The sequence below is a fragment of the Paracoccus sp. N5 genome (genome assembly GCF_000371965.1).
Lineage (GTDB): Bacteria > Pseudomonadota > Alphaproteobacteria > Rhodobacterales > Rhodobacteraceae > Paracoccus.
Genome location: NZ_AQUO01000001.1, coordinates 2,790,430 through 2,813,650, shown reverse-complemented (window position 1 = coordinate 2,813,650; position 23,221 = coordinate 2,790,430). Strand labels below are relative to the sequence as shown.

Genomic DNA, 23,221 nt, shown 5'->3' with positions numbered 1-23,221 from the left:
GCATTCAACCGCACAATCCGCTCTGATGGGCCAATGCGCTGGTGAGGACCGCGCCTCGCTCGGGCCAGCAACTCGCAAGCAGCTTCCCGGCAAGGCCCGCCCGCACGAGATCGAGCAATTCCAATCGCCTCGCAGACGATTGCAGCCGTATCTGAGAAGCATCGGCCCGCCGGCAGTGTCATGCCGCATGCCGTTTGCACCGAGCGGTCTTCCGTCCATGACAATCCTCTGGACCGGCCGAAACCGGGCGGAAAGTTCTCAAGCGCCGATCATGTCTAAGGAGCGACCTGCGGCCTGATTTACAGCCCGTCATCCTCGGCGCGCAGCCAGCGATGCAGGATGTCGTCGCCCAGCCGGCGCGTCTCGACCAGCCGAAAGCGCGGCGCGTCGGCCAGCCGCTCCAGCCCCAGCGCCGCGACGCCGGCGCGACCGTCGCCGCCCAGCACCAGGCCGGCGGTATAGCCGACCAGCTGGTCGACCAGCCCGGCGCGCAAGAGGCTCGCAGCCAGCACGCCGCCGCCCTCGCAGAACACCCGGGTCAGCCCGCGCGCACCGAGTTCGGCCATGAAATCCACCGGCGCGCCCGAGACCTGCCACAGCGGACCATGCGCGGCGTCCTTGGCCGGCAGGTCCGGCAGCGCCTTGCCCGAGACCACGATGCGCACCGGCTGCCGGACCGGGCCGAAGCCGCGCACGTTCAGGCCGGGGCGGTCGGCCCGCGCCGTCTCGCCGCCGACCATCACCGCGTCATGGCTCAGCCGCAGGGCATGGACGTGGCGGCGCGCCTGCGCGCCGGTGATCCACTGGCTTTCGCCCGAGCCGGTGGCGATGCGGCCGTCGAAGCTGCCGGCCAGTTTCAGCGTCAGCATCGGCCGGCCGGCGGTGATGCGGGTCAGGAAGCCGCGCTGCGCTTCGCGCGCCTCGGCGGCGCAGACACCTTCCGTCACCGCGATGCCCGCGGCACGCAGGATGGCATGGCCGCGCCCGGCGACGCGCGGGTCGGGATCGGTCAGGGCGCTGACCACGCGGGTGACGCCGGCGCGGACCAGCGCCTCGGCGCAGGGCGGGGTCTTGCCGTGATGGGCGCAGGGCTCCAGCGTGACATAGGCGGTGGCGCCGCGCGCCGCCGCGCCGGCCTGGGCCAGCGCCATGACCTCGGCATGCGGCCGGCCGCCGGGCTGGGTCCAGCCGCGCCCGACCACCCGGCCGTCCCGCACCAGCACGCAGCCCACGGCCGGATTGGGCCAGGTATTGCCCAGACCGCGCCGGCCCAGCGCCAGCGCGTGCCGCATGGGACGGGCGTCGTTCACCCCTCGGCGCCGCCGGGGCGCAACTCGCTGACGAACTTGTCGAAATCGTCGGCGGCCTGGAAGTTCTTGTAGACGCTGGCGAAACGCACATAGGCCACGGTGTCGATCCGGGCCAGCGTCTCCATCACGATCTCGCCGATCACCTTCGAGGGGATGTCGGTGTCGCCGAGGCTCTCGAGCCGGCGCACGATGCCCGAGATCATCTGGTCGATGCGCTCGGGGTCGATCGGGCGCTTCTGCATGGCGATGCGGATCGAGCGTTCCAGCTTGGTGCGGTCGAAATCCTCGCGCCGGCCGCTGGACTTGACCACCACCAGGTCGCGCAGCTGCACGCGCTCGTAGGTGGTGAAGCGCCCGCCGCAGGCCGGGCAGAACCGCCGCCGCCGGATCGCCACGTTATCCTCGGCCGGACGCGAATCCTTGACCTGGGTATCCACATTTCCGCAGAACGGACAGCGCATCCCTTGTTTCCCTGAAGCCCCAAACCCCCGCCACTATAGGCGGCCCCGAACCGCTTGGGTAGTGCGATGATGCATCCACAAGATCGGGGATCGCGACGCGGGCCCGGCGCCGCCACTCGCGTCTCGACAGGCCGCGGCGGGCGGTGCAACATGCGCCGCAATCGGCCGAGAGACCGGCCGAGCCAAGCGGAGGAAACCATGAAGAACAAGAACCAGTTCGACCGGCGCGGCTTTCTGACCCGGGCCACGGTCGGCGGCGCGGCGGCGGCGGCCGGGACCGCGCTGGCCGCCCCGGCCATCGCCCAGGAGATGCCCGAGATCAAGTGGCGCCTGACCTCGTCCTTTCCGAAGTCGCTCGACACGATCTATGGCGCCGCCGACGAGCTGTCGCGCCGGCTGAAGGAGGCGACGGGGGGCAAGTTCGTCATCCAGCCCTTTGCCGCGGGCGAGTTGGTTCCGGCCTTGCAGGCCGCCGATGCGGTCAGCGAGGGCTCGGTCGAGGTCTGCCACACGGTCGGCTATTACTATTTCGGCAAGGATCCGACCTGGGCGCTGGGATCGGCGGTGCCGTTCTCGCTGTCGGCGCGGGGCATGAATGCCTGGGCCTATCATGGCGGCGGCACCGATCTGTACAACGAATTCCTGGCCGACAAGAACATCCATGCCCTGCCCGGCGGCAATACCGGGGTGCAGATGGGCGGCTGGTTCCGCAAGGAAATCAAGACGGTTGACGATCTCAAGGGGCTCAAGTTCCGGGTCGGCGGCTTTGCCGGCAGCATTCTCGAGCGGCTGGGCGTGGTGCCGCAGCAGCTGGCCGGCGGCGACATCTATCCGGCGCTGGAAAAGGGCACGCTGGATGCGACCGAATTCGTCGGACCCTATGACGACCAGAAACTGGGCTTCGTCAAGGTCGCGCCCTATTACTATTATCCCGGCTGGTGGGAGGGCGGCCCGACCGTCCATTTCATGTTCAACAAGACGGCCTGGGAGAGCCTGCCCGAGAACTACAAGTCGCTGGTGACGTCGATCTGCCAGGGCGTCGATGCCGACATGCTGCAGAAATACGACTACAAGAACCCCACCGCGATCAAGCAGCTGGTGGCCGAGGGCGCGCAGCTGCGGCCCTTCTCGCCCGAGATCCTGGAAGCCTGTTTCGAGGCCGCGAACGCGGTCTATACCGAGCTGGACGGCTCGAATCCGGGGTTCAAGAAGATCTGGGATTCGATCAAGGCGTTCCGGCACGATTACTATACCTGGACGCAGATCGCCGAGTACAATTACGACACGTTCATGATGCGCCAGCGCAATGCGGACAAGATCTAACCACTTGAAAGACAACGGCTGAGCTGGGGCGCGTCAGGCGCTCCCCCCGGGATATTTCCGCAAGAGAGATTATGCGGGCCAGCCGGGTCAGAACCGCAGGCCGACCGAGATGCTGGCGCCGTCGGTGCCGATGCCGAAGCTGGCGGCGCCGAAGCCGAGGCCGATCAGGGCGCCGGTCCAGACCTGTTCGGGCGTGTGTTCGCCGGCATGGAGACGGCTCCAGCCGGTCAGCCCGGCGGCGCCATAGGCGGCGGCTCCGGCCAAGGGCTTGTCCTCGAAGCATTTTCCGGCCAGGTCGGAGGCGCCGAAGAAGGCGGCCGCGGTATGGCCGGAGGGGAAGCCCCTGCCTTCGCCCGAGGGGCGGCGCGCGATGGGCTGGCCGTCGAAATAGGCCTTCATGCCCCAGACCAGCGCGGCTTGCAGCAGGCCGCGGACGGCGAAATCTTCCAGCCGGTCCTGGTCGGCGGCGCAGGCGGCGGCGGCGAGCGGCAGGCCGTATTTCATCGCCGTGCCGAATTGCTCGAACGGGTCGGCCGCAGCGGGCGCGGCAGCCAGGGCAACGGCCAGCAGGGCCGCGCAACGGCTGCGCGCGTTGCGTGACGCAACAGCGCGGGACGAACCGGCGCCAGGCCCGGCAATTGCTGGGGTTTTCGCTGTGACGGCCGTGCAGCACCCGTGCACCGCGCGTACACCGGGCGTGCACCGACGGGGCGTCATGCGTGCTCCTCGCCCAAGCGGATCACCCGGTCCATGCGCGACGCCAGTTCGAGGTTATGCGTCGCGATCAGCGCCGAGAGGCCGGTGTCGCGCACCAGCGCCATCAGCACGTCGAAGACCTTGTCCGAGGTTGCCGGGTCGAGGTTGCCGGTCGGCTCGTCCGCGAGCAGCAGCGCCGGGCCGTTGGCCAGCGCCCGGCAGAAGGCCACCCGCTGCTGTTCGCCGCCCGAGAGTTGCGCCGGGCGGTGGTCCGCGCGATGTGCGAGGCCCACGCGCGCCAGCAGGTCGGCGGCCCGCGCCCGCGCCGCGCGGTCAGCGCTGCCGTTCGCGAGCTGCGGCAGGATGATGTTCTCGGCCGCCGAGAATTCCGGCAGCAGGTGGTGGAACTGATAGACGAAGCCCAGCGAGACCCGGCGTGCCTCGGTCCGGGCGCGGTCGCCCTGCCCGCTGAACTCGCGGCCGTCGATCAGCACCCGGCCCGAGTCGGCGGTATCGAGGAGCCCGGCGATATGCAGAAGCGTCGATTTGCCGGCGCCGGAGGGGGCGACCAGCGCCACCACCTCGCCCCGCGCCACCGAAAGCGACAGGTCCGAGAGCACCGGCACCGGCGCCGGGCCGCCCTTGCCATAGGTCTTGCAGATGCGCTCGAGGGTCAGCACGTCAGTCATGGCGCGGCGGCTCCTGCGGGTTCGTGCGGCGGGGAAGGCGGGGCGCGCGGGCGAGGCCGCCCCTGCCCCGGGTCTTGCAGATGCGCTGGAGGGTCGGCACGTCATTCATAGCGCAGCGCCTCCACCGGGTTCATGCGGGCGGCGCGGCGGGCCGGGAAGATGGTCACGACGAAGGACAGCACCAGCGACAGCGCCACGGCGCGGAAGATGTCCCAGGCGCGCAGCTCGCCATGCAGCGCATAGATGCCGCGCACCTCGGGCTGCCAGGCATTGCCGCCGGTCAGCCAGTTCAGCGCCGCCATGATGTGATCGACGTTCAGCGACAGCGCCACGCCCAGGGCGACGCCCGCCGCCGTGCCGATGATGCCGGTGAAGGCGCCGCAGAGGAAGAACACCCGCAGCACCGCGCCCTGCGTCAGCCCCATGGTGCGCAGGATGCCGATGTCGCGGCCCTTGTTCTTGACCAGCATGATCAGCCCCGAGGTGATGTTCATCGCCGCGATCAGAACCAGGATCGACAGGATCAGGAACATCACGTCATCCTCCATGTCGAGCGCCGAGAGGAAGCTCGAGGAGGCGTCGCGCCAGCTCCAGACCTGGGCGCGCTCGCCCGCCGCGGCCAGCAGTTCCGGGGTCCAGCGGTCGACCTGTTCGGGGTCCGAGACATAGACCTGGATCTCGTCGGCGAGGCCGTCGCGGTTGAAATAGCTCTGCGCCTCGGCGAAGGGCATGTAGATGCGGGTCTCGTCGATGTCCCAGCGCCCGGCCGAGAAGATATAGGTCACCGGATAGGTCTCGACCCGCGGCGTGGTGCCGACGGCGGTCTGCGCCCCCTCGGGCGAGACCAGCTGGATGCTGTCGCCGACCGCGACGCCCAGGGTGCGGGCCAGGCCGATGCCGATGGCGACGCCCTTGTCGTAATCCGCGATGTCGCCCATGGCGCGGTCGGGATCGACCACGCCCGGCAGCGCCTTCAGCGCCTCGGCGCCGAGGCCGTAGACGTCGCCCAGGCCGCTGGCGCCGCCCTGCGCCGCCATGACCTTGCCGCGCACCGCCGGGTCGGCCCGGGTCACGCCGGGAAGCGCCGCGATCTTTTGCGCCAGCGCGTCGTAATCCTGGATGGTGCCGGGGGTGACATAGGTTTCCTCGGTCAGCTCGTTATAGACCTGGCTCGGGTAATACATCACCGTGGTATGCGGGTTGGCGCCCAGGAGCGTGTCGATGAAATCGGCGCGGAAGCCCGCGCGCACCGAGAGCGTGGCGATCAGCGCCATGACGCCCAGAGCGATGCCGATCAGGCTGATCCAGGTCATCACGCTGACCCCGCCCTCGGCCCGGCGGGCGCGCAGGTAGCGCCAGGCGATCAGGAATTCGTAACGGGAAAACGGGCGCGGACTGGCCATCTGTCACCTTGGTTCTGCTTGCGCCTGATTGGCGGCTCTGGCGCGGCAATGCAAGCCAACAAACCCGTGACGGCGGGCTTGCGGCGGCTGGGCGCCGTGCTAGCCTGGAGGCGAGAGAGGAGAGGCGATGCGCGATCCCGAGATCCGGCCGGCCGGGCCGGGCGACGTGGCGCCGGCGGCGCGCATCGTCGCCGCGGCCTATGCCGGCTATGTGGCGATGAACGGGCTGGTGCCCGGGCCGATGCGCGACGATTACGCCGCCCGGCAGCGCGAGGGCGTGCTGTGGGTGCTGGACGATGGCGCGGTGCGCGGGGTGCTGGTGCTGATCGCGGGCGCGGACCATCTGCTGCTGGACAATGTCGCCGTCGATCCGGCGGCGCAGGGCATGGGCTATGGCCGGCTGCTGATGGATTTCGCCGAAAGCCATGCCCGGCGGGCGGGGCTGCCGGTGGTGCGGCTTTATACGCAGGAGATCATGGCCCGGAACATCGCGATCTATGCCGCGCGCGGCTATGCCGAGACGCATCGCGCCACCGAGCTGGGCTTGCGGCGGGTCTATATGGAAAAGCGGCTATAGGGGCCCCGATTACAAAGGGCCTGGGCGGCGTTCCTCGGACAGCATGACATTCGCCTCGACCTGGCCGACGCCGGGCAGGGTCATGATGCGGCGGCGCAGGATGCGTTCGAAATCGGCGATGTCGCGGGCGGTGATGCGCAGGCGATAGTCGAACTGGCCCAGGACGTGCTGGACCACCTGCACCTCGGGGATGGCGGTCACGGCGCGCTCGAAATCCTCGAGGCTGGTGCGGCCCTTGGCGGCGAGGCGGATGCCCAGGAAGACGGTGACGCCGAAGCCGAGCGCGGCGGTATCGACCACGATGCGGCGGCCGGCGAGGATGCCGGCATCGCGCAGGCGCTTGATGCGGCGCCAGGCGGCGGGCTGGGTTAGGCCCAGGGCGCGCCCGATCTCGGCCGCGCCCAGCGTGGCATCGGCGGCCAGCAGGCGCAGGATGGCGAGATCGGTGGCATCGGGACCATTCGGGAGCGTCACAGCGGCAGCTCCTGGCGGTCCTTGATGTTGCTGACCAGCATCAGCGCGTCGCTGTCCTGGACATGCGGCAGGGTCAGGATGCTTTCGCGGTAGATCTGCTGCCAATGCGCCATGTCGCGGGCGATGACCGACAGCCGCAGGTCGACCGAGCCGAGGAAGGTCTGGATCTCGGTCACCTCGGGGACGCGGCGGGCGGCGGCCTGGAATTCGTCGAAGGCGCGGGGGTGGGTCTTGTCCAGGGTGAAGCGCAGGCTGACCTGGACCTCGTAGCCGAGCTTGCGCCAGTCGATGCGGGTCTCGGTGGCGCGGATCACCCCGGTCTGGCGCAGCTTTTCCAGCCGGCGCCACAGGCTCGCCGGGGTGACGCCGGCGCGACTCGCCAACTCGGCATTGCCGAGGTCGGGGTCGGCGAGCAGCTGGCGCAGGATGCGGCGGTCGGTGGCGTCGGGCATGATTTTTTCACTTTGGCGGGCATTCGGTTATTATCCTCGCCGCATCGGGAAAGAAAGCGCGAAGATTGCACGGAATGCGCTGGCCGGCTTTGCTACAACCCCCTCAGCGAAATGGAGGGAGTTTCCGATGCGCGTTTACTATGATCGCGATTGCGACGTGAACCTGATCAAGGACAAGAAGATCGCCATGCTGGGTTACGGCTCGCAAGGCCACGCCCATGCGCTGAACCTGCGCGATTCGGGTGCCAAGAATGTGGTCGTCGCGCTGCGCGAAGGCTCGGCCTCGGCCAAGAAGGCGGAAGCCGAGGGGCTGAAGGTCATGGGCATCGCCGAGGCCGCCGCCTGGGCCGACCTGATCATGTTCACCATGCCCGACGAGCTGCAGGCCGAGACCTACAAGAAATACGTGCATGACAACATCCGCGAAGGCGCCGCCATCGCCTTTGCGCATGGCCTGAACATCCATTTCGGCCTGATCGAGCCGAAGCCCGGCGTCGATGTCATCATGATGGCGCCGAAGGGCCCCGGCCATACCGTGCGCGGCGAATACACCAAGGGCGGCGGCGTGCCCTGCCTGTTCGCGGTCCACAACGACGCCACCGGCAAGGCGCAGGACCTGGCGCTGAGCTATTGCTCGGCCATCGGCGGCGGCCGCTCGGGCATCATCGAGACCAATTTCCGCCAGGAATGCGAAACCGACCTGTTCGGCGAGCAGGCCGTGCTGTGCGGCGGCCTGGTCGAGCTGATCCGCATGGGCTTCGAAACCCTGGTCGAGGCCGGCTACGAGCCGGAAATGGCCTATTTCGAGTGCCTGCACGAGGTGAAGCTCATCGTGGACCTGATCTATGAAGGCGGCATCGCCAACATGAACTACTCGATCTCGAACACCGCCGAATATGGCGAGTATGTGTCGGGCCCGCGCGTGCTGCCCTATGAGGAAACCAAGGCCCGCATGAAAGCCGTGCTGACCGACATCCAGACCGGCAAGTTCGTGCGCGACTTCATGCAGGAGAACGCCGTCGGCCAGCCCTTCTTCAAGGCGACCCGCCGTCTGAACGACGAACACCAGATCGAACAGGTCGGCGAGAAGCTGCGCGCCATGATGCCCTGGATTTCCAAAGGCAAGATGGTGGACAAGGAGCGCAACTGAGCGCCCTGCCCCGGAAATGGAAAGCCCCGCCGTCTGGCGGGGCTTTTTCATGTCACGAGACGCCTTGCGCCGCTTGCAGCCGGTCGATGGCGCGCTGTTCGTCCGCCGCGGTATAGCCGGCCTGCAAGAGCCGGACCAGCTGGGCGACGAAAGCCGGGTCGGTGGTGTGCAGCGCCGCGATCTGCTGGTCGGTGAGCAGCCGCACATATTCCAGCGCCACGTCGTCGCTGTCGGTGAAATGCGCCTTTTCCAGCCGGTCGAAGATCGCGCGCAGCCGGCGGGTGTTGGTGCCGAGCCCGGCGCAGAACTTCGCCAGCCCCTTTTCGTCCATGTTCACCGTCATGCCCCAGCCGCCGGTGCGGAAGCGGTTGACGACGAATTCGCCGTCCTGCTCGACGTAATTGCTGAAGCCATGCGCGACCTTGAAGCCGACCTTGGAACTGGACCAGTCCATGGTCAGGTCGAGGAAGCTGACCGGATCGAAAGTATAGGCGTTGTTCACCCGGTTCAGCCCAACCGGCCAGCCGCGCGCCGGCGAGCCGAAGCTGTTCACCTCGAGGCCCCGCACCGAGCCGGCGCCGCGGACGAGCGTCACCGCGGATAGCGCGTTCGAGGTCACCAGATTGCCCTGGCTGTGGCAATAGATCGGCGCGCCGAGCATGCCGCCGGGCTGGCCGATCAGAAGCGCAAACAGCGATTGCGCCGCCGGGTTGCCGGCCAGCATCTCATGCGCGAAGGTTTCCTTGGTCAGCATCGGCCGCTTTTCGCGTTGCTTCTGCCAGACCTGCTCGAAGAAGGCGATCCAGTTGGTGTTGTGGTTCAGGTTCGAGGTCTGCACCTGCGTCAGCTTCGCCTTGTCGGTGAGGCATTGGAACAGGTCGGTCCAGAAGCCGTCCTTCTTGTTGTAGACGCCGAAGACCGGGCAGCCCAGCATCAGGGACAGCGCCTCGGCGCTGGCGCGATGGTCGGCGCCGCTGTTCATCATGCCATTGACGAAGATCACCGGCCGGGTCGGGTTGAACCAGCTTTTATTCTGCACCTCGGGCGAGACATAGCGCGTCACCGCCCCGTCCGCATTGGGCGTGCCGCCCTGCGCGATGGTGGGAAATTGCATTCTGAACCTCCTGAACGAATCGGCCCTGGGCCAGCTGAAAAATCATTCCTCGAGCACCTCCAGCACCCCCGGCACCACCCGCAGCGCCTGGCGCGCGGGCGTGGTCAGGGGGGCATCGGCGGCGATCTCGATATCGACCAGATCGTCGCCGTCCTTGAGCCGCAGCGCGATCGGGCCGCGCGCCCGGGCCGGCGCGTTCACCTCGGCCAGGATGCGGGCCAGGGCGTCGGCGATGCCGGGGACAGCATCGACGCCGGCGATCTCGACCGCAAGCCGGTTCGCGCCGGCATCGGCGACATATTGGTCCAGGGGCGTGACGCCGCGCGCCAGCAGCTTGACCTGCTCGCCCGAGGGCTCGACCTGCACCTGCAGGACGACGTTCTCGCCCGGCTCGAGATGCTGGCGATGGGCATCGAGCGTGTCGGAAAACACCGTCACCTCGTAAAGCCCGGTCGGGTCCGACAGGCCGACGAAGGCGAAGCGGGTGCCGCGGGCGGATTTCTTTTCCTGGCGGAAGGCCACGGTGCCGGCCATCGAGGCGACCAGCGCGCCATCCGCCGCCGCCTGCGTCACCTCGGCGAGCGTCTGCACGTTCTTGCGGCGCAGCGCCGGCTGATAGTCGTCGAGCGGGTGGCCCGAGAGATAGAAGCCGATGGCGGCATGCTCCTCGCCCAGCTTCTCGGCCGGCATCCAGATCGGCGCCGGAACCGGGCGCGGCGGCGGCAGATCCTCGCCCCCGCCGAAGAGCGAGCTTTGCTGCGAGGCCGCGGCCTCCTGCACCGCCGCCGACCAGGCGACCAGCCCGTCGAGCGACTTCAGCACCCGGGCCCGGTTCGACTCGAGAAGGTCGAAGGCGCCGGCGCGGGCCAGCATTTCCAGCGGGCGCTTGCCCAGGCGCTTCATGTCGACGCGGCGGGCGAAATCATGCAGGTCGCGGAAGGGGATCGGCCCGCGCGCCTGGGTGATGAGCCGCATCGCCTCGACGCCGACGCCCTTCAGCGCGCCGAGCGCATAGTGGATGCGGCCGTCGCGGACGCTGAAACCGGCTTCGGAGCGGTTGACGCAGGGCGGCACGGTCTCGATCCCCATCCGGTCGGCCTCGCGCTTGTAGATCGCCAGCTTGTCGGTCAGATGGATATCGCAGTTCATCACCGCAGCCATGAATTCGACCGGGTGGTTCGCCTTGAGCCAGGCGGTCTGGTAGCTGACCACGGCATAGGCGGCGGCGTGGGATTTGTTGAAGCCGTAGTTTGCAAATTTCTCAAGGAGGTCAAAGACCTCGCCGGCCTTCTTCTTGTCGATTCCCTGCGCGGCGCAGCCGTCGACGAATTTCGGCCGCTCCTTGGCCATTTCCTCGGCGATCTTCTTGCCCATGGCGCGGCGCAGCAGGTCGGCGCCGCCCAGGGAATAGCCGGCCATGACCTGGGCGATTTGCATCACCTGTTCCTGATAGACGATGATGCCCTGGGTCTCGGCCAGGATGTGGTCGATGGTTGGGTGAATGGATTCAAGGGGTTTGAGGCCGTTCTTCACCTCGCAATAGGTCGGGATGTTCTCCATCGGGCCGGGGCGATAGAGGGCGACCAGCGCGACGATGTCCTCGATGCAGGTCGGCTTCATGCGCCGCAGCGCGTCCATCATGCCCGAGCTTTCGACCTGGAACACCGCCACGGTGCGGGCGCTGGCGAAAAGCTCGTAGCTGGGCTTGTCGTCCAGCGGGATCAGGTTGATCTGGTTCTCGGCCCCCGGCGCGGGCTGGTAAAGCTGGCGCCCGTCGGCGGCGACATGCAGCGGCCGGCCGGTGCCGTTGATCAGGTCGACGGCATTCTGGATCACCGTCAGGGTTTTCAGGCCGAGGAAGTCGAACTTCACCAGCCCGGCCTGTTCGACCCATTTCATGTTGAACTGCGTTGCCGGCATGTCCGAGGCCGGGTCGCGGTAAAGCGGCACCAGCCGGTCCAGCGGCCGGTCGCCGATCACCACGCCGGCGGCATGGGTCGAGGCGTTGCGCAGAAGCCCCTCCAGCTTGGCGGCGTAATCCAGCAGGCGGGCGACGACCTCTTCCTTGGCGGCTTCGCGCAGTCGAGGTTCATCGGCCAAGGCCTTGGTGACGCTGACGGGCTTCACGCCCTCGACCGGGATCATCTTCGACAGCCGGTCAACCTGGCCGAAGGGCATTTGCAGCACGCGGCCGACGTCGCGCACCGCCGCCTTGGACAAGAGCGCGCCGAAGGTGATGATCTGGCCGACCTTGTCGCGGCCGTATTTCTCTTGCACGTACTGGATCACCTCCTCGCGGCGATCCATGCAGAAGTCGATGTCGAAGTCGGGCATCGAGACCCGTTCCGGGTTCAGGAAACGCTCGAACAAGAGGCTGTAACGGATTGGATCCAGGTCGGTAATCGTCAGTGCATAGGCGACGAGGCTGCCCGCGCCCGAGCCGCGGCCCGGCCCGACCGGGATGCCGTGGTCCTTGGCCCATTTGATGAAATCGGCCACGATCAGGAAATAGCCCGGAAAGCCCATCTGCTCGATGATGCCAAGCTCGAAGCGCAGGCGTTCCTCGTATTCCGCGACGGGCACGGCATGGGGAATGACCGCGAGCCGGGCGCGCAATCCCTCCCAGGCCTGGCGGCGCAGCTCCTCGACCTCGTCATCCGCGAAGCGCGGCAGGATCGGCTTGTGCTTCTTGACCGCGAAGGCGCAGCGGCGGGCGATCTCGACGGTATTCTCCAGAGCCTCGGGCAGATCGGCGAACAGCGTCGCCATCTCGGCCTGGGACTTGAAGTAATGCTGCGGCGTCAGCCGGCGGCGCGGCGCGGTCTGATCGACATAGGCGCGTTCCGAGATGCAGATCAGCGCGTCATGCGCGGCATAGAGCTCGGGCTTGGGGAAATAGACGTCGTTCGTCGCCACCAGCGGCAGGTCGAGCGCATAGGCGAGCTCGATCAGACCCGGCTCGGCGGCCTGCTCCTCGGGGACCGGGCGGCCCTCGGCGTCGTGGTGGCGCTGGAGCTCGACGTAAACCCGGGTCGGGAAGGCGGCGGCGAGGCGTTGGGCCAGCGCGCGGGCCTCGGGGACGCGGCCCTGGGCTGTCAGCAGGCCCAGCGGACCCAGCGCGCCGCCGGTCAGGCAGATCAGCCCTTCGGCATGGGCTTCCAGCTCGTCCAGGGTGACATGGGGCAGCGCGGCATCCTCGCGCAGGTAGAGGCAGCTCGACAACTGCATCAGATTGAGCCAGCCTGCCTCATTCTGCGCCAGCAGCACCACCGGCGCCGTCACCTCGGCGGCAAGCGTCACCTGGCAGCCGATGATGGGCTGCACGCCGTATTCCTGGGCCTTGACCGAGAATTCCAGCGCCGCGAACAACGCGTTCGTATCGGTCAGCGCCACCGCGGGCATGCCGTTTTGTGCTGCAAGATCAGCAAGTTTCTTGACGGGCACCGCGCCTTCCAGCAGGGAGTGTTCGGAATGGGTGCGCAGGTGGATGAATCGCGGCAGGTTTTCGGTCATGGCGGCAATCTAGGGCCGACCTGCCCGATTGTGCAATTGCCACTCGGCGGAAAGCCGCTAAGACTGGACGAAAAACGACAGGGGCGCATCGTGACCGATGTTTTCCGGGCCGAGGGCCTGGGCAAGACCTATCCCGGCGTGCGCGCCAATGACGATGTCAGCTTTGCCGTCGGCCCGGGCGAGATCCACGCCCTGCTGGGCGAGAACGGCGCCGGCAAGTCCACGCTGGTCAAGATGATCTATGGCCTGGTGCGGCCCGACGACGGCGCGATGACCCTTTCGGGTGCGCCGCACGCGCCGGCCGATCCGCGCGCTGCCCGCGCCGCCGGCGTCGCCATGGTATTTCAGCATTTTTCGCTGTTCGAGGCGCTGAGCGTGGCCGAGAACGTGGCGCTGGGGATGGAGAACCCGCCGCCGCGCGCCGACCTGGCCCGCCGCATCGCCGAGGTCAGCCAGGCCTATGGCCTGCCGCTGAACCCCGCGCGCCGCATCGCCAGCCTGTCGGCGGGCGAGCGGCAGCGGGTCGAGATCATCCGCTGCCTGTTGCAGGATCCGCGCCTGCTGATCATGGACGAGCCGACCTCGGTCCTGACCCCGCAGGAGGCCGAGATCCTGTTCGCCACCCTGCGCCAACTGGCCGCGCAGGGCACGGCGATCCTGTATATCAGCCACAAGCTGGACGAGATCCGCACGCATTGCGACCGCGCCACCATCCTGCGCCATGGCAGACTCGTGGGCACCGTCGATCCGCGCGCCCATTCCGCGCGCGAACTGGCGGCGATGATGGTCGGGGCCGAGATGCGGGTCGTCGACCGCTCGGGCCGGGTGCCGGGGGCCGAGATCCTGACGGTCTCGGGCCTATCCGCCGCAGGGCTGCGCGCCGTGGGGCTGACCCTGCGCGCGGGCGAGATCCTGGGCATCGGCGGCGTCGCCGGCAACGGGCAGGAGGCGCTGCTGGCCGCGCTTTCGGGCGAGGAGCCGACGGCGCCGGGCACCGTGGTCATGGACGGCACCGACCTTTCCGCCATGGGCCCCGAGGCGCGGCGCCGGCTGGGCCTGCTGGCGGCGCCCGAGGACCGGCTGGGCCATGCCGCCGTGCCCGAATTCTCGCTGGCCGAGAACACGCTCTTGACCGCCGGCGCGCGGCAGGGCCTGGTGCGGCACGGGCTGATCGACCACGGCGCGGCCCGGCGCTTTGCCGAATCCGTCATCAAGGCCTTCGACGTGCGCACCCCCGGCCCCGGCACCGCCGCCGGGGCGCTGTCGGGCGGGAACCTGCAGAAATTCGTCATCGGCCGCGAGGTCTTGGGCAAGCCGCGCGTGCTGGTGGTCAACCAGCCGACCTGGGGCGTCGATGCCGGCGCGGCGGCGCAGGTCCGGCAGGCGCTCTTGGACCTGGCCAGCAACGAGGCCGGGGTGATCGTCATCTCGCAGGACCTGGATGAGCTCTTGGAACTGTCGGACCGCTTCTGCGCCCTGAACGAGGGCCGGCTGTCGGCGCCGCGCCCGACCGAGGGGCTGAGCCTCGAGGAAATCGGCCTGATGCTGGGCGGCGCGCATGGCATGGAGGTAGCGCATGTTCCGGCTTGAGCCGCGCGCGAGCGCGCCCCTGGGCTGGCAGATCGCCACGCCCGTTCTGGCCGTGCTGGCCACCATGCTGGTCGGCGGGCTTCTGTTCGCCGCCATGGGCTTCGACCCGCTGGCCGCGATCCGCACCATCTTTTGGGACCCGCTGTTCGGCCCCGCGAGCGGCTATTCGCGGCCGCAGCTGCTGGTCAAGGCCGGGCCGCTGATCCTGATCGCCTGCGGGCTGGCCCTGGGCTTCCGCGCCGGGATCTGGAACATCGGCGCCGAGGGGCAATACATCATCGGCGCGATCTGCGGCGCGGCGGTGGCGCTGGCCGCCTATCCGCTGGATGCGTTCTGGATCTTTCCGGCGATGATCGTCGCCGGCGCGGCGGGCGGCTGGGCCTGGGGCATGATCCCGGCGCTGCTGCGGAACTGGTTCGGCGCCTCGGAAATCCTCGTCTCGCTGATGCTGGTCTATGTCGCGCAGAAGATCGCCGCCTGGATGGCCTTCGGGCCGATGAAGAACCCCGAGGGCTTCAATTTTCCCGGCTCGCGCAACCTGCAGCAATACGAGGCGGCCGCGAATCCCGAGCTGGTCGCCGGCACCGGCCTGCATTGGGGCGTGGTCGCGGCCGGGGTGGCGCTGGCGCTGACCTGGTTCGTGATGTCGCGCCATGTCCTGGGCTTCCAGATCCGCACCGCCGGCGCCGCGCCGCGCGCCGCGCGCTTCGCCGGCGTGCGCCCCGAGCGGCTGGTGGCGCTGTGCCTGGGCGTCTCGGGCGCGCTGGCGGGCCTGGCGGGTCTGTTCGAGGTCGCGGGGCCTGCCGGCCAGATCACCGAAAGCTTCGGCTCGGGCTATGGTTTCACCGCGATCATCGTGGCCTTCCTGGGCCGGCTGCATCCCTTGGGCATCCTGCTGGCGGGACTGCTGATGGCGCTGACCTATATCGGCGGCGAGCTGGCACAGATGATGCTGAACCTGCCCGCCGCCACGGTGCAGGTGTTCCAGGGCATGCTGCTGTTCTTCCTGCTCGGTTTCGACATCCTGACCCGCTATCGCATCCGGAGGCGCGCATGATGACCGTCCTGATTCTGCTGATGGGCGCCGCGACGCCGATCCTGTTCGCGGCCCTGGGCGAGCTGGTCGTCGAGCGCGCCGGCGTGCTGAACCTGGGCGTCGAGGGCATGATGATCGGCGGCGCGCTGGCCGGTTTCGCCGCCGCCCATGCCAGCGGCAGTCCGGCGGTCGGCTTTGCCGTGGCGGCGCTGGCGGGGGCGGCGCTGTCGATGCTGTTCGCGGTGATGACGCAATACCTGCTGTCGAACCAGGTCGCGACCGGCCTGGCGCTGGTGCTGTTCGGCCTGGGGCTGACCGCGATGTTCGGCAAGCCCTACGAGGGCGTCAAGGCGCCGGCGATGATGGCCGGGCCGCTGGGACTGAACGGCATGATCTGGCTGGGCCTGGCGCTGGTGCCGGCGGTCTGGTGGTTCCTGGTCCGCACCCGCCCCGGCCTGATCCTGCGCGCAGTGGGCGAGAACCACGACGCCGCCCATGCGCTTGGCTATCCGGTGCGCACCGTGCGCATCGCCGCCATCGGTTTCGGCGGCGCCATGGCGGGCATGGGCGGGGCCTATGTCTCGATCGCCACGGTGCTGCAATGGACCGAGGGCATGACCGCCGGCGCCGGCTGGATCGCGCTCGCCATCGTGGTCTTTGCGCAATGGAACCCCTGGGGCGTCCTGGCCGGGGCCTGGCTCTTCGGTGGCGTCACCGTGCTGCAGCTGCGCCTGCAGGCGGCCGGGGTCGCGGTGCCGGTGCAGCTGCTCAGCATGGCGCCCTATCTCGCCACGATCCTCGTGCTGGTGCTGATCTCGGCCCGGCAGAAATTCGGCCGCTCGGGCGGGGGATCTGCCCCTGGCTCGCTCGGGCGGTCCTTCCACGCGCTGCGCTAGCGCCTTATTCAGGAGACCCGGATGAAACGCAGAACCCTTCTTGGCAGCGCCGCCGCGCTGGTCGCCGTCTCGGCCCTGCCCGGCTTTGCCCAAGGTGAAAAGCTGAAGGTCGGCTTCATCTATGTCGGCCCGGTCGGCGACGGCGGCTGGACCTTCCAGCACGACCTGGCCCGCAAGGCGGTGGTGGAAAAATACGGCGACCGCGTCGAGACCACCTTCATCGAGTCGGTCCCCGAGGGCGCCGATGCCGAGCGCGCCATCACCCAGCTGGCGCTGTCGGGCCACAAGCTGATCTTCACCACCAGCTTCGGCTTCATGGACGCGACCGTGAACGTGGCGAAGAAATTCCCCGACGTGAAGTTCGAGCACGCCACCGGCTACAAGACCGCCGAGAACCTGGCGACCTATGACGCCCGCTTCTACGAGGGCCGCGCCGTCATGGGCACCATCGCCGGGCGCATGACCAAGTCGAACAAGATCGGCTATATCGGCTCGTTCCCGATCCCCGAGGTGGTGCAGGGCATCAACAGCTCCTACCTGCACGCCAAGAAGGTGAACCCGGATGTCGAGATGAAGGTGGTCTGGGCCTATACCTGGTTCGACCCCGCGAAAGAGGCCGACGCCGCCGCCGCGCTGATCGCCGAGGGCGTGGACGTGATCCTGCAGCACACCGACTCGACCGCGCCGCTCGCCAAGGCGCAGGAGGCCGGCGCCATCGGCTTCGGCCAGGCCAGCGACATGGCGGCCTTCAAGCCGACGCCGCGCGTCTCGTCGATCATCGACAACTGGGCGCCCTATTACATCAAGCGCGTCGGCGAAGTGCTGGACGGGACCTGGACATCGCATTCGGTCTGGCTGGGCATCGGCGAGGGCGAGGTCGAGATCGGCGAGATCACCGAGGCCGTGCCCGCCGAGGTCAAGGCCGAGGCCGAGGCGCTGAAGGCGAAGATCGCCTCGGGCGAATACCACCCCTTCACCGGACCGCTGAAGAAGCAGGACGGCAGCGACTGGCTGGCCGAGGGCCAGACGGCCAGCGACGAGGAGCTGCGCGGCATGAATTTCTATGTCGAGGGCATCACCGCGCCGATGCCGAAGTGAAAACGGAAACGGGGCCGCGACCGGCCCCGTCTTTCCGCCTCTGGCGCGCCGCCTATTCCAGGTGGCTTTCCATGAACCACAGGTCCTTGTCGGCGGTGCGCGAGGCGGCGGTGAACAGGTCGGCGGTATCGGCGTCGCCGGCCTCGTCGGTGGTGTCGATGGCCTCGCGCACCTTCTTGCCGTAATCGCGCATCCGCTCGCAGACCGCCTTGATATGGTCCTCGGCCTTGGTCAGGTCGGTCGGGTATTCCTTCAGCGTGCTGGCCTTGGCCACCTTCTCGACCGTGCCGACGGCCACGCCGTCCAGCACCTGCACGCGCTCGGCCATGGTATCGACATGCACCTGAAGGTTGGCAAAGACGGTATCGAACAGCTCGTGCACGGCGATGAAGTTGCGGCCCTTGACGTTCCAATGCGCCTGCTTGATCGCGGCCGACAGCGCCACGGCATCGGCGAGGCGCGCGTTCAGTTCGGCGATGGCGGTCTTGCGGGCATTGTCGCTGAGACCCTGGACGTTGACTGCCATAAGGCATTCTCCTTTCTACAGGTTCGCCGCCTAAACGGGCGGAAGATGCCGGCAGTTCCGCGAAAACAAAAAGAAAAGGGCGGCGCTTCCGCATCGGAAGCACCGCCCCTGGAAACAGTCCCCGGAAGGGATCAGACCGCGCCCTGAATGAACTTCACGGCATCGCCGAAGGTCTGGATGGTCTCGGCGGCATCATCCGGGATCTCGATGCCGAATTCCTCTTCGAACGCCATGACCAGTTCCACGGTGTCCAGCGAGTCGGCGCCGAGATCGTCGATGAACGAGGCGGTCTCGGTCACCTTGTCCTCATCGACACCCAGGTGCTCGACGACGATTTTCTTCACGCGATCAGCGATATCGCTCATGTCTCTTCCTCGTTTTCGCGGGCATCCGCCCAGAATGGTCCGGCCCAAGGCCGGGCGCAGCCCAGGGCGGTTCCCCTGCAGCCTTGTGTGCGGGATATAGCACGGAGACGTGATCTTGCAACCCGCATAAACCACGATCAAAGCATCGCCATGCCGCCGTTGACATGCAGGGTCGCGCCGGTGACATAGCCCGCCTCGGGGCTGGCCAGATACAGCACCGCCGCGGCGATCTCCTGCGCGGAACCCATGCGGCCGGCCGGGATCTGCGTCAGGAGGCGGCCCTTCTGCTCGTCGTTCAGCTTGTCGGTCATCGCCGTCTCGATGAAGCCGGGCGCGACGCAATTCACCGTGATCCCGCGCGAGGCGACCTCATAGGCCAGGCTCTTCGACATGCCCACGAGGCCGGCCTTGGCGGCGGCGTAATTGCCCTGCCCCGGGTTGCCGGTGGCGCCGACGACCGAGCCGATGTTCACGATCCGGCCCCAGCGCGCCTTCATCATGCCGCGCAGCACCGCCCGGCACAGCCGGAAGCTCGAGGTCAGGTTCACCTCGATCACCTGCGCCCATTCCTCGTCCGACATGCGCATGAACAGGTTGTCGCGGGTGATGCCGGCATTGTTGACCAGCACATCGACCGAGCCCATGGCCTCGGCCGCCGCCCTGGGCAGCGCCTCGACGGCGGCGGCATCCGCCAGGTTCGCGGTCACGACATGCGCCCGCGCGCCCAGCTTCTCGGCCAGCTCGCGCAGCGGCGCCTCGCGCGTGCCCGACAGCGCCACCGTGGCGCCGGCGGCATGCAGCGCCTCGGCCACCGCGCCGCCGATCCCGCCCGAGGCCCCGGTCACCAGCGCATTCCTGCCCGTCAGATCAAACATCAAGCTCTTCTCCGTTTTCCAAATACCCCGGGGGAATCCCGCAGGGATGGGGGCGGAGCCCCCTTATGCCTTCAGCGCCGCGATATCCGCCGGCACGCCGATATGCCGCGTCACCGCCTCTTTCGAGATGCGCTTGATCATCCCCGACAGCGCCTTGCCGGCGCCGATCTCCCAGAACTCCGTCACGCCGGCCTCGGCCAGGAACGCGACCGACTCGCGCCAGCGCACCGAGCCCGTCACCTGCTCGACCAGCAGCCGGCGGATCGCGCCGGGCTCGGTCACCGGCTCGGCGCGGACATTGGCGACCAGCGGCACGGCGGGGGCGGCGATCTCGACCGCCGCCAGCGCCTCGGCCATCACCGCCGCCGCCGGCTGCATCAGCGCCGAATGGAACGGCGCCGAGACCGGCAGCATCAGCGCCCGCTTGGCGCCGCGCTCCTTGGCCAGCGCCGCCGCGCGCTCGACCGCTTCCTTGTGCCCCGAGATCACCACCTGCGCCGGGTCGTTGTCATTGGCGGCCTGGCAGACCTCGCCCTCGGCCGCGTCGCGCGCGATCTGGTCCACCGCGGCGAAATCGAGGCCCAGGATCGCCGCCATGGCGCCCTGCCCGACCGGCACCGCTTCCTGCATGGCCTGGCCGCGCAGGCGCAACAGCCGCGCGGTATCCGCGAGGCTCAGGGCGCCTGCCGCGCAAAGCGCCGAATATTCGCCAAGCGAGTGGCCGGCGACGAAATCCGCGTCCGCAATGCCGAAACCCTCGGCTTCCAGCGCCCGGAAGGCGGCCAGCGAGGTCGCCATCAGCGCCGGCTGGGCGTTCTGGGTCAGGGTCAGGGTCTCGATGTCGCCGTTCCAGATCTGTTCCGACAGGTTCTCTCCCAGCGCCTCGTCCACCTCGTCGAAGACCGCGCGCGCCGCCGGCCAGGCCTCGGCCAGTTCGCGCCCCATGCCGACGACCTGGGCGCCCTGCCCCGGAAATACGAATGCCCGCATCGCGGAATCCCTTCTGTCTTATGTCTTTGTGACAGGCTTAGCCCGCGGCGGGGCATCCCGCAACCGCGCCGCTCAGCGCGGAATGACGATCTCGGCCCGCAAGCCGCCCAGCCGCTCGCCCTCGCCCAGCCGCAACTGGCCGCCATGGGCGCGGGCGATGTCGGCGGCGATGGCCAGGCCCAGACCGACGCCCTGGCCCTGGTTCTGGTTCCTCGCCGGATCGAGCCGGGTAAAGGGCCGCAGCGCCTCCTCGCGCCGCTCGGGCGGGATGCCGGGGCCGTCGTCCTCGACCGAGATGCGGAAATAGCTCGGCCCCAGCGCGGCATCGACCTCGGCCCGCTCGCCATAGCGCACGGCATTGCCGATCAGGTTCTCGATGGCGCGGCGCAGGCTGTCGCGGCTGAAGGTGGCGCGGCCGGATTCGTCGCCGGTCAGCGCGTGCAGCCGCACGTCCTGGCCGCCGCGCTGCGCATCCGCCACGATGCCGCGCAGGAAATCCAGCGCCGGTTCCGATCGCGGCGGCGCGTCCTGGGCCGCGTCGCGGGCATGGTCCAGGAAGGCATCGACCATGGTGCCCATCGCCGCCACGTCGCTTTCCAGCGCCGCGATCTCGTCCGGCTCGGGCGGGTAATCGGGCGAGAGCATCGACAGGCCCAGCCGCAGCCGGGTCAGCGGCGTGCGCAGGTCGTGGCTGACGCCCGAGAGCATCTGCTTGCGCTGCTCGTTCTGGCGCTCGATGCGGGCGCGCATCTCCAGGAAGGCGGTACCGGCGCTGCGGATCTCGCTGGCCCCGGCCGGGCGATAGGGGATGATGCGGCCCTTGCCATATTCCTCGGCGGCGCGCGCCAGGCGCCGGATCGGCCGCAGCTGGTTGCGCAGGAAGATCGTCGCGATGGCGGTCATCAACAGCGAGGTGCCGACCATCAGCACCAGCAGCTGGTGCGGGTTCGAGGCGCTGACCCGGGCGCGCGGAAACACCAGCAGGTAATCGCCATGCCGGCTGCGCAGCGTGACCCGCACCTCGCGGCGCTGGCCCAGGTCCACCGCCCCGACCGCGGGCACGCGCGCGTGCAGCTCGGCGATGACGATGCGCCCCGAGAGGTCATAGAAGGCATGCCGGTCGCCCCGCGCGGTCGGCGCCGGCAGGGTCAGCGCCAGCCCCAGCGGCCCGGCCACCGCATCGGCCGAGGCCCGCGCCGCCGCCAGGTCCGGCGCCGCCTCGATCCGCGCCGCGACTAGGCCGATCTCGCCGGTCATGCCGCTGGTCATCTGCCGGGTCACGTCCTCGAAATGGCGCTGCAGGAACATGACGGTGACGACGACGGTCACCACGACCACCGGCAGGAACAGAATCAGCGCGGCGCGGCCATAGAGCCCGCGCGGCATGAAACGCTTCAGCCAGTCGAAATTCATCGCCCTTCGCCTCATTGCGGCCTTGGAAAGCCGGCCGACCCGCGTCTAGGTTAGCGGCATGACACATGCCACGAAAGACCTGCGGATCATTGCCGCCGACAATCCCTCGCCGCTGACCGGGCCGGGCACCAATACCTTCCTGCTGGGCCACGACCAGGTCGCGGTGATCGACCCCGGCCCCGACCTGCCCGCGCATCGCGCGGCGATCCTGGCCGCAGCCGGCGGGCGGATCAGCCATATCTTCGTGACCCACGCGCATCTGGACCATTCCGGCGGTGCGCGCGCCCTGGCGCAGGCGACCGGCGCGCCGATCCTGGGCTTCGGCCCGGCCGAGGCCGGACGCTCGGCCGTGATGCAGCGCCTGGCGGCCGAGGGCGGCATCGCCGGCGGCGAGGGGCTGGACCGCGACTTTGCCCCCGACGTGGCGCTGGCCGATGGCGCGGTGGTGGAAAGCGACGAATGGCGGCTGGTGGCGCTGCACACGCCCGGCCATTTCGCCGGCCACCTGAGCTTTCAGGACGGCGCCCGGGTGTTCTGCGGCGACGTGGTGATGGGCTGGTCCTCGACGCTGATCTCGCCGCCGGACGGCGATCTGGGCGACTATTTCCGCACCCTGTCGCGGCTGGACCGGCTGGGCGCGGCCGAGCTTCTGCCCGCGCATGGCACAGCGGTCGCCGACCCTGCCGCGCGCCTCTCCGAGCTTGCGGCGCACCGGCGCCTGCGCACGGCGCAGATCCTCGCCGCCCTGCGCGAGGGCCCGGCCGATGCGACGGCGCTGGCGCGGCGAATCTACGACGTGGCGCCGGCGCTGATTCCGGCGGCGACGCGCAACGTCCTGGCGCATCTGATCGCGCTCTCCGAGCTTGGCGCGGTCTCGACCACCGGTCAAATCGCAGCGAATTCAGTGTTTTCCGCGCATTGACTTCCTTGGTGGCGCGGGCGCTGGAGGATTTTTCGCGAAGATGCAAAAAATCCGCGAATGCCTCTGGACGCCTCCGAGAGGCGAGGCTATACACCGCCCCGTGTTCCGGCGTAGCTCAGCGGTAGAGCAGTTGACTGTTAATCAATTGGTCGTAGGTTCGATCCCTACCGCCGGAGCCAAGTAAAATCAAAGACTTGGCAGCATATTACCCCACCCCAAAAATCGGCTAGTAGCAGCAAATAGCAGACTTCCCGTCTATCGCTGTGGCAGGAATGACTCACCCGTCAGACAAGATCGCGGGGGCCACATCCCCGGCCAGCGGCTCACGACATGCAAATGTTTGCACGA

22 protein-coding genes and 1 tRNA gene are annotated in these 23,221 nt (G+C 68.6%); 9 read left to right on the top strand and 14 right to left on the bottom strand.

The window, feature by feature from the left end:
- Window positions 1-299: 299 nt before the first annotated feature.
- Window positions 300-1,292 (bottom strand): bifunctional diaminohydroxyphosphoribosylaminopyrimidine deaminase/5-amino-6-(5-phosphoribosylamino)uracil reductase RibD, encoded by a 993-nt coding sequence (gene ribD, locus PARN5_RS0114225; protein ID WP_018000445.1) that lies wholly within the window; start codon window positions 1,290-1,292, stop codon window positions 300-302.
- A 14-nt stretch (window positions 1,293-1,306) separates the two neighbouring features.
- Window positions 1,307-1,771, bottom strand: coding sequence for a transcriptional regulator NrdR (gene nrdR / locus PARN5_RS0114220; protein WP_018000444.1), 465 nt, complete (start codon window positions 1,769-1,771; stop codon window positions 1,307-1,309).
- A gap of 198 nt (window positions 1,772-1,969) precedes the next feature.
- Here nrdR and PARN5_RS0114215 point away from each other — a divergent pair, with 198 nt between their 5' ends.
- Window positions 1,970-3,094: a TRAP transporter substrate-binding protein gene (locus PARN5_RS0114215; RefSeq protein WP_018000443.1), complete on the top strand. Its 1,125-nt coding sequence runs from the start codon at window positions 1,970-1,972 to the stop codon at window positions 3,092-3,094.
- A gap of 87 nt (window positions 3,095-3,181) precedes the next feature.
- Here the strand turns inward: PARN5_RS0114215 and PARN5_RS0114210 are convergent, their stop codons facing one another.
- From PARN5_RS0114210 to PARN5_RS0114200, 3 genes are all read right to left on the bottom strand, one after another.
- Window positions 3,182-3,598: a phosphatase PAP2 family protein gene (locus tag PARN5_RS0114210; RefSeq protein ID WP_018000442.1), complete on the bottom strand. Its 417-nt coding sequence runs from the start codon at window positions 3,596-3,598 to the stop codon at window positions 3,182-3,184.
- A gap of 209 nt (window positions 3,599-3,807) precedes the next feature.
- The gene (locus tag PARN5_RS0114205) at window positions 3,808-4,479 is read right to left on the bottom strand and encodes an ABC transporter ATP-binding protein (protein ID WP_018000441.1); all 672 of its coding nucleotides are present in this window, start codon (window positions 4,477-4,479) and stop codon (window positions 3,808-3,810) included.
- 101 nt (window positions 4,480-4,580) lie between these two features.
- Window positions 4,581-5,882, bottom strand: a complete 1,302-nt coding sequence (locus tag PARN5_RS0114200) for an ABC transporter permease (RefSeq protein WP_018000440.1) — start codon at window positions 5,880-5,882, stop codon at window positions 4,581-4,583.
- Window positions 5,883-6,009: 127 nt separating this feature from the next.
- Between PARN5_RS0114200 and PARN5_RS0114195 the strand changes: the two genes are divergently transcribed.
- The gene (locus PARN5_RS0114195; RefSeq protein WP_018000439.1) at window positions 6,010-6,459 is read left to right on the top strand and encodes a GNAT family N-acetyltransferase; all 450 of its coding nucleotides are present in this window, start codon (window positions 6,010-6,012) and stop codon (window positions 6,457-6,459) included.
- 9 nt (window positions 6,460-6,468) lie between these two features.
- Here the strand turns inward: PARN5_RS0114195 and PARN5_RS0114190 are convergent, their stop codons facing one another.
- Together PARN5_RS0114190 and PARN5_RS0114185 are read right to left on the bottom strand one after the other, a co-directional pair.
- Entirely contained in the window at window positions 6,469-6,933 is a 465-nt protein-coding gene (locus tag PARN5_RS0114190) for an Lrp/AsnC family transcriptional regulator (RefSeq protein WP_018000438.1), read from the bottom strand.
- The gene (locus tag PARN5_RS0114185) at window positions 6,930-7,385 is read right to left on the bottom strand and encodes an Lrp/AsnC family transcriptional regulator (protein ID WP_018000437.1); all 456 of its coding nucleotides are present in this window, start codon (window positions 7,383-7,385) and stop codon (window positions 6,930-6,932) included. The genes PARN5_RS0114190 and PARN5_RS0114185 overlap by 4 nt, the downstream gene beginning before the upstream one ends.
- Before the next feature lie 127 nt (window positions 7,386-7,512).
- Here PARN5_RS0114185 and ilvC point away from each other — a divergent pair, with 127 nt between their 5' ends.
- Window positions 7,513-8,535, top strand: a complete 1,023-nt coding sequence (gene ilvC, locus PARN5_RS0114180) for a ketol-acid reductoisomerase (RefSeq protein WP_018000436.1) — start codon at window positions 7,513-7,515, stop codon at window positions 8,533-8,535.
- 52 nt (window positions 8,536-8,587) lie between these two features.
- On the opposite strand, the gene PARN5_RS0114175 is transcribed toward ilvC, so the two are convergent.
- Both PARN5_RS0114175 and dnaE read right to left on the bottom strand, forming a co-directional pair.
- Window positions 8,588-9,649, bottom strand: coding sequence for a hypothetical protein (locus PARN5_RS0114175; protein WP_018000435.1), 1,062 nt, complete (start codon window positions 9,647-9,649; stop codon window positions 8,588-8,590).
- A 42-nt stretch (window positions 9,650-9,691) separates the two neighbouring features.
- The gene (gene dnaE / locus PARN5_RS0114170) at window positions 9,692-13,162 is read right to left on the bottom strand and encodes a DNA polymerase III subunit alpha (protein WP_018000434.1); all 3,471 of its coding nucleotides are present in this window, start codon (window positions 13,160-13,162) and stop codon (window positions 9,692-9,694) included.
- A 90-nt stretch (window positions 13,163-13,252) separates the two neighbouring features.
- Between dnaE and PARN5_RS0114165 the strand changes: the two genes are divergently transcribed.
- From PARN5_RS0114165 to PARN5_RS0114150, 4 genes are read left to right on the top strand one after another with little or no spacing between them, the layout of a single operon-like run.
- Window positions 13,253-14,752: an ABC transporter ATP-binding protein gene (locus PARN5_RS0114165; RefSeq protein ID WP_018000433.1), complete on the top strand. Its 1,500-nt coding sequence runs from the start codon at window positions 13,253-13,255 to the stop codon at window positions 14,750-14,752.
- Window positions 14,739-15,809 carry an ABC transporter permease gene (locus tag PARN5_RS0114160; RefSeq protein ID WP_018000432.1) on the top strand — a complete coding sequence of 357 codons (1,071 nt, stop codon included), beginning with the start codon at window positions 14,739-14,741 and terminating at the stop codon, window positions 15,807-15,809. The genes PARN5_RS0114165 and PARN5_RS0114160 overlap by 14 nt, the downstream gene beginning before the upstream one ends.
- Window positions 15,806-16,684 (top strand): ABC transporter permease, encoded by an 879-nt coding sequence (locus tag PARN5_RS0114155; RefSeq protein WP_018000431.1) that lies wholly within the window; start codon window positions 15,806-15,808, stop codon window positions 16,682-16,684. Before PARN5_RS0114160 ends, PARN5_RS0114155 begins: the two co-directional genes overlap by 4 nt.
- Before the next feature lie 21 nt (window positions 16,685-16,705).
- A complete protein-coding gene (locus tag PARN5_RS0114150) occupies window positions 16,706-17,782 on the top strand; it encodes a BMP family ABC transporter substrate-binding protein (RefSeq protein ID WP_018000430.1) in 1,077 nt (358 codons plus the stop codon).
- Window positions 17,783-17,834: 52 nt separating this feature from the next.
- Here the strand turns inward: PARN5_RS0114150 and dps are convergent, their stop codons facing one another.
- From dps to PARN5_RS0114125, 5 genes are all read right to left on the bottom strand, one after another.
- Window positions 17,835-18,308 carry a DNA starvation/stationary phase protection protein Dps gene (dps, locus tag PARN5_RS0114145; RefSeq protein WP_018000429.1) on the bottom strand — a complete coding sequence of 158 codons (474 nt, stop codon included), beginning with the start codon at window positions 18,306-18,308 and terminating at the stop codon, window positions 17,835-17,837.
- Window positions 18,309-18,439: 131 nt separating this feature from the next.
- Complete coding sequence (locus PARN5_RS0114140; protein WP_010397399.1) at window positions 18,440-18,673, bottom strand: acyl carrier protein; 234 nt, start codon at window positions 18,671-18,673, stop codon at window positions 18,440-18,442.
- Window positions 18,674-18,810: 137 nt separating this feature from the next.
- Window positions 18,811-19,548, bottom strand: a complete 738-nt coding sequence (fabG, locus tag PARN5_RS0114135) for a 3-oxoacyl-ACP reductase FabG (RefSeq protein ID WP_018000428.1) — start codon at window positions 19,546-19,548, stop codon at window positions 18,811-18,813.
- 63 nt (window positions 19,549-19,611) lie between these two features.
- Entirely contained in the window at window positions 19,612-20,538 is a 927-nt protein-coding gene (fabD, locus tag PARN5_RS0114130; protein ID WP_018000427.1) for an ACP S-malonyltransferase, read from the bottom strand.
- 72 nt (window positions 20,539-20,610) lie between these two features.
- Window positions 20,611-21,951: an ATP-binding protein gene (locus PARN5_RS0114125; RefSeq protein ID WP_018000426.1), complete on the bottom strand. Its 1,341-nt coding sequence runs from the start codon at window positions 21,949-21,951 to the stop codon at window positions 20,611-20,613.
- A 58-nt stretch (window positions 21,952-22,009) separates the two neighbouring features.
- On the opposite strand from PARN5_RS0114125, the gene PARN5_RS0114120 reads away from it, so the two are divergent.
- Together PARN5_RS0114120 and PARN5_RS0114115 are read left to right on the top strand one after the other, a co-directional pair.
- Window positions 22,010-22,873 carry an MBL fold metallo-hydrolase gene (locus tag PARN5_RS0114120; protein WP_018000425.1) on the top strand — a complete coding sequence of 288 codons (864 nt, stop codon included), beginning with the start codon at window positions 22,010-22,012 and terminating at the stop codon, window positions 22,871-22,873.
- A 104-nt stretch (window positions 22,874-22,977) separates the two neighbouring features.
- Window positions 22,978-23,052: transfer RNA gene (locus PARN5_RS0114115), tRNA-Asn, on the top strand.
- Window positions 23,053-23,221: the final 169 nt, after the last annotated feature.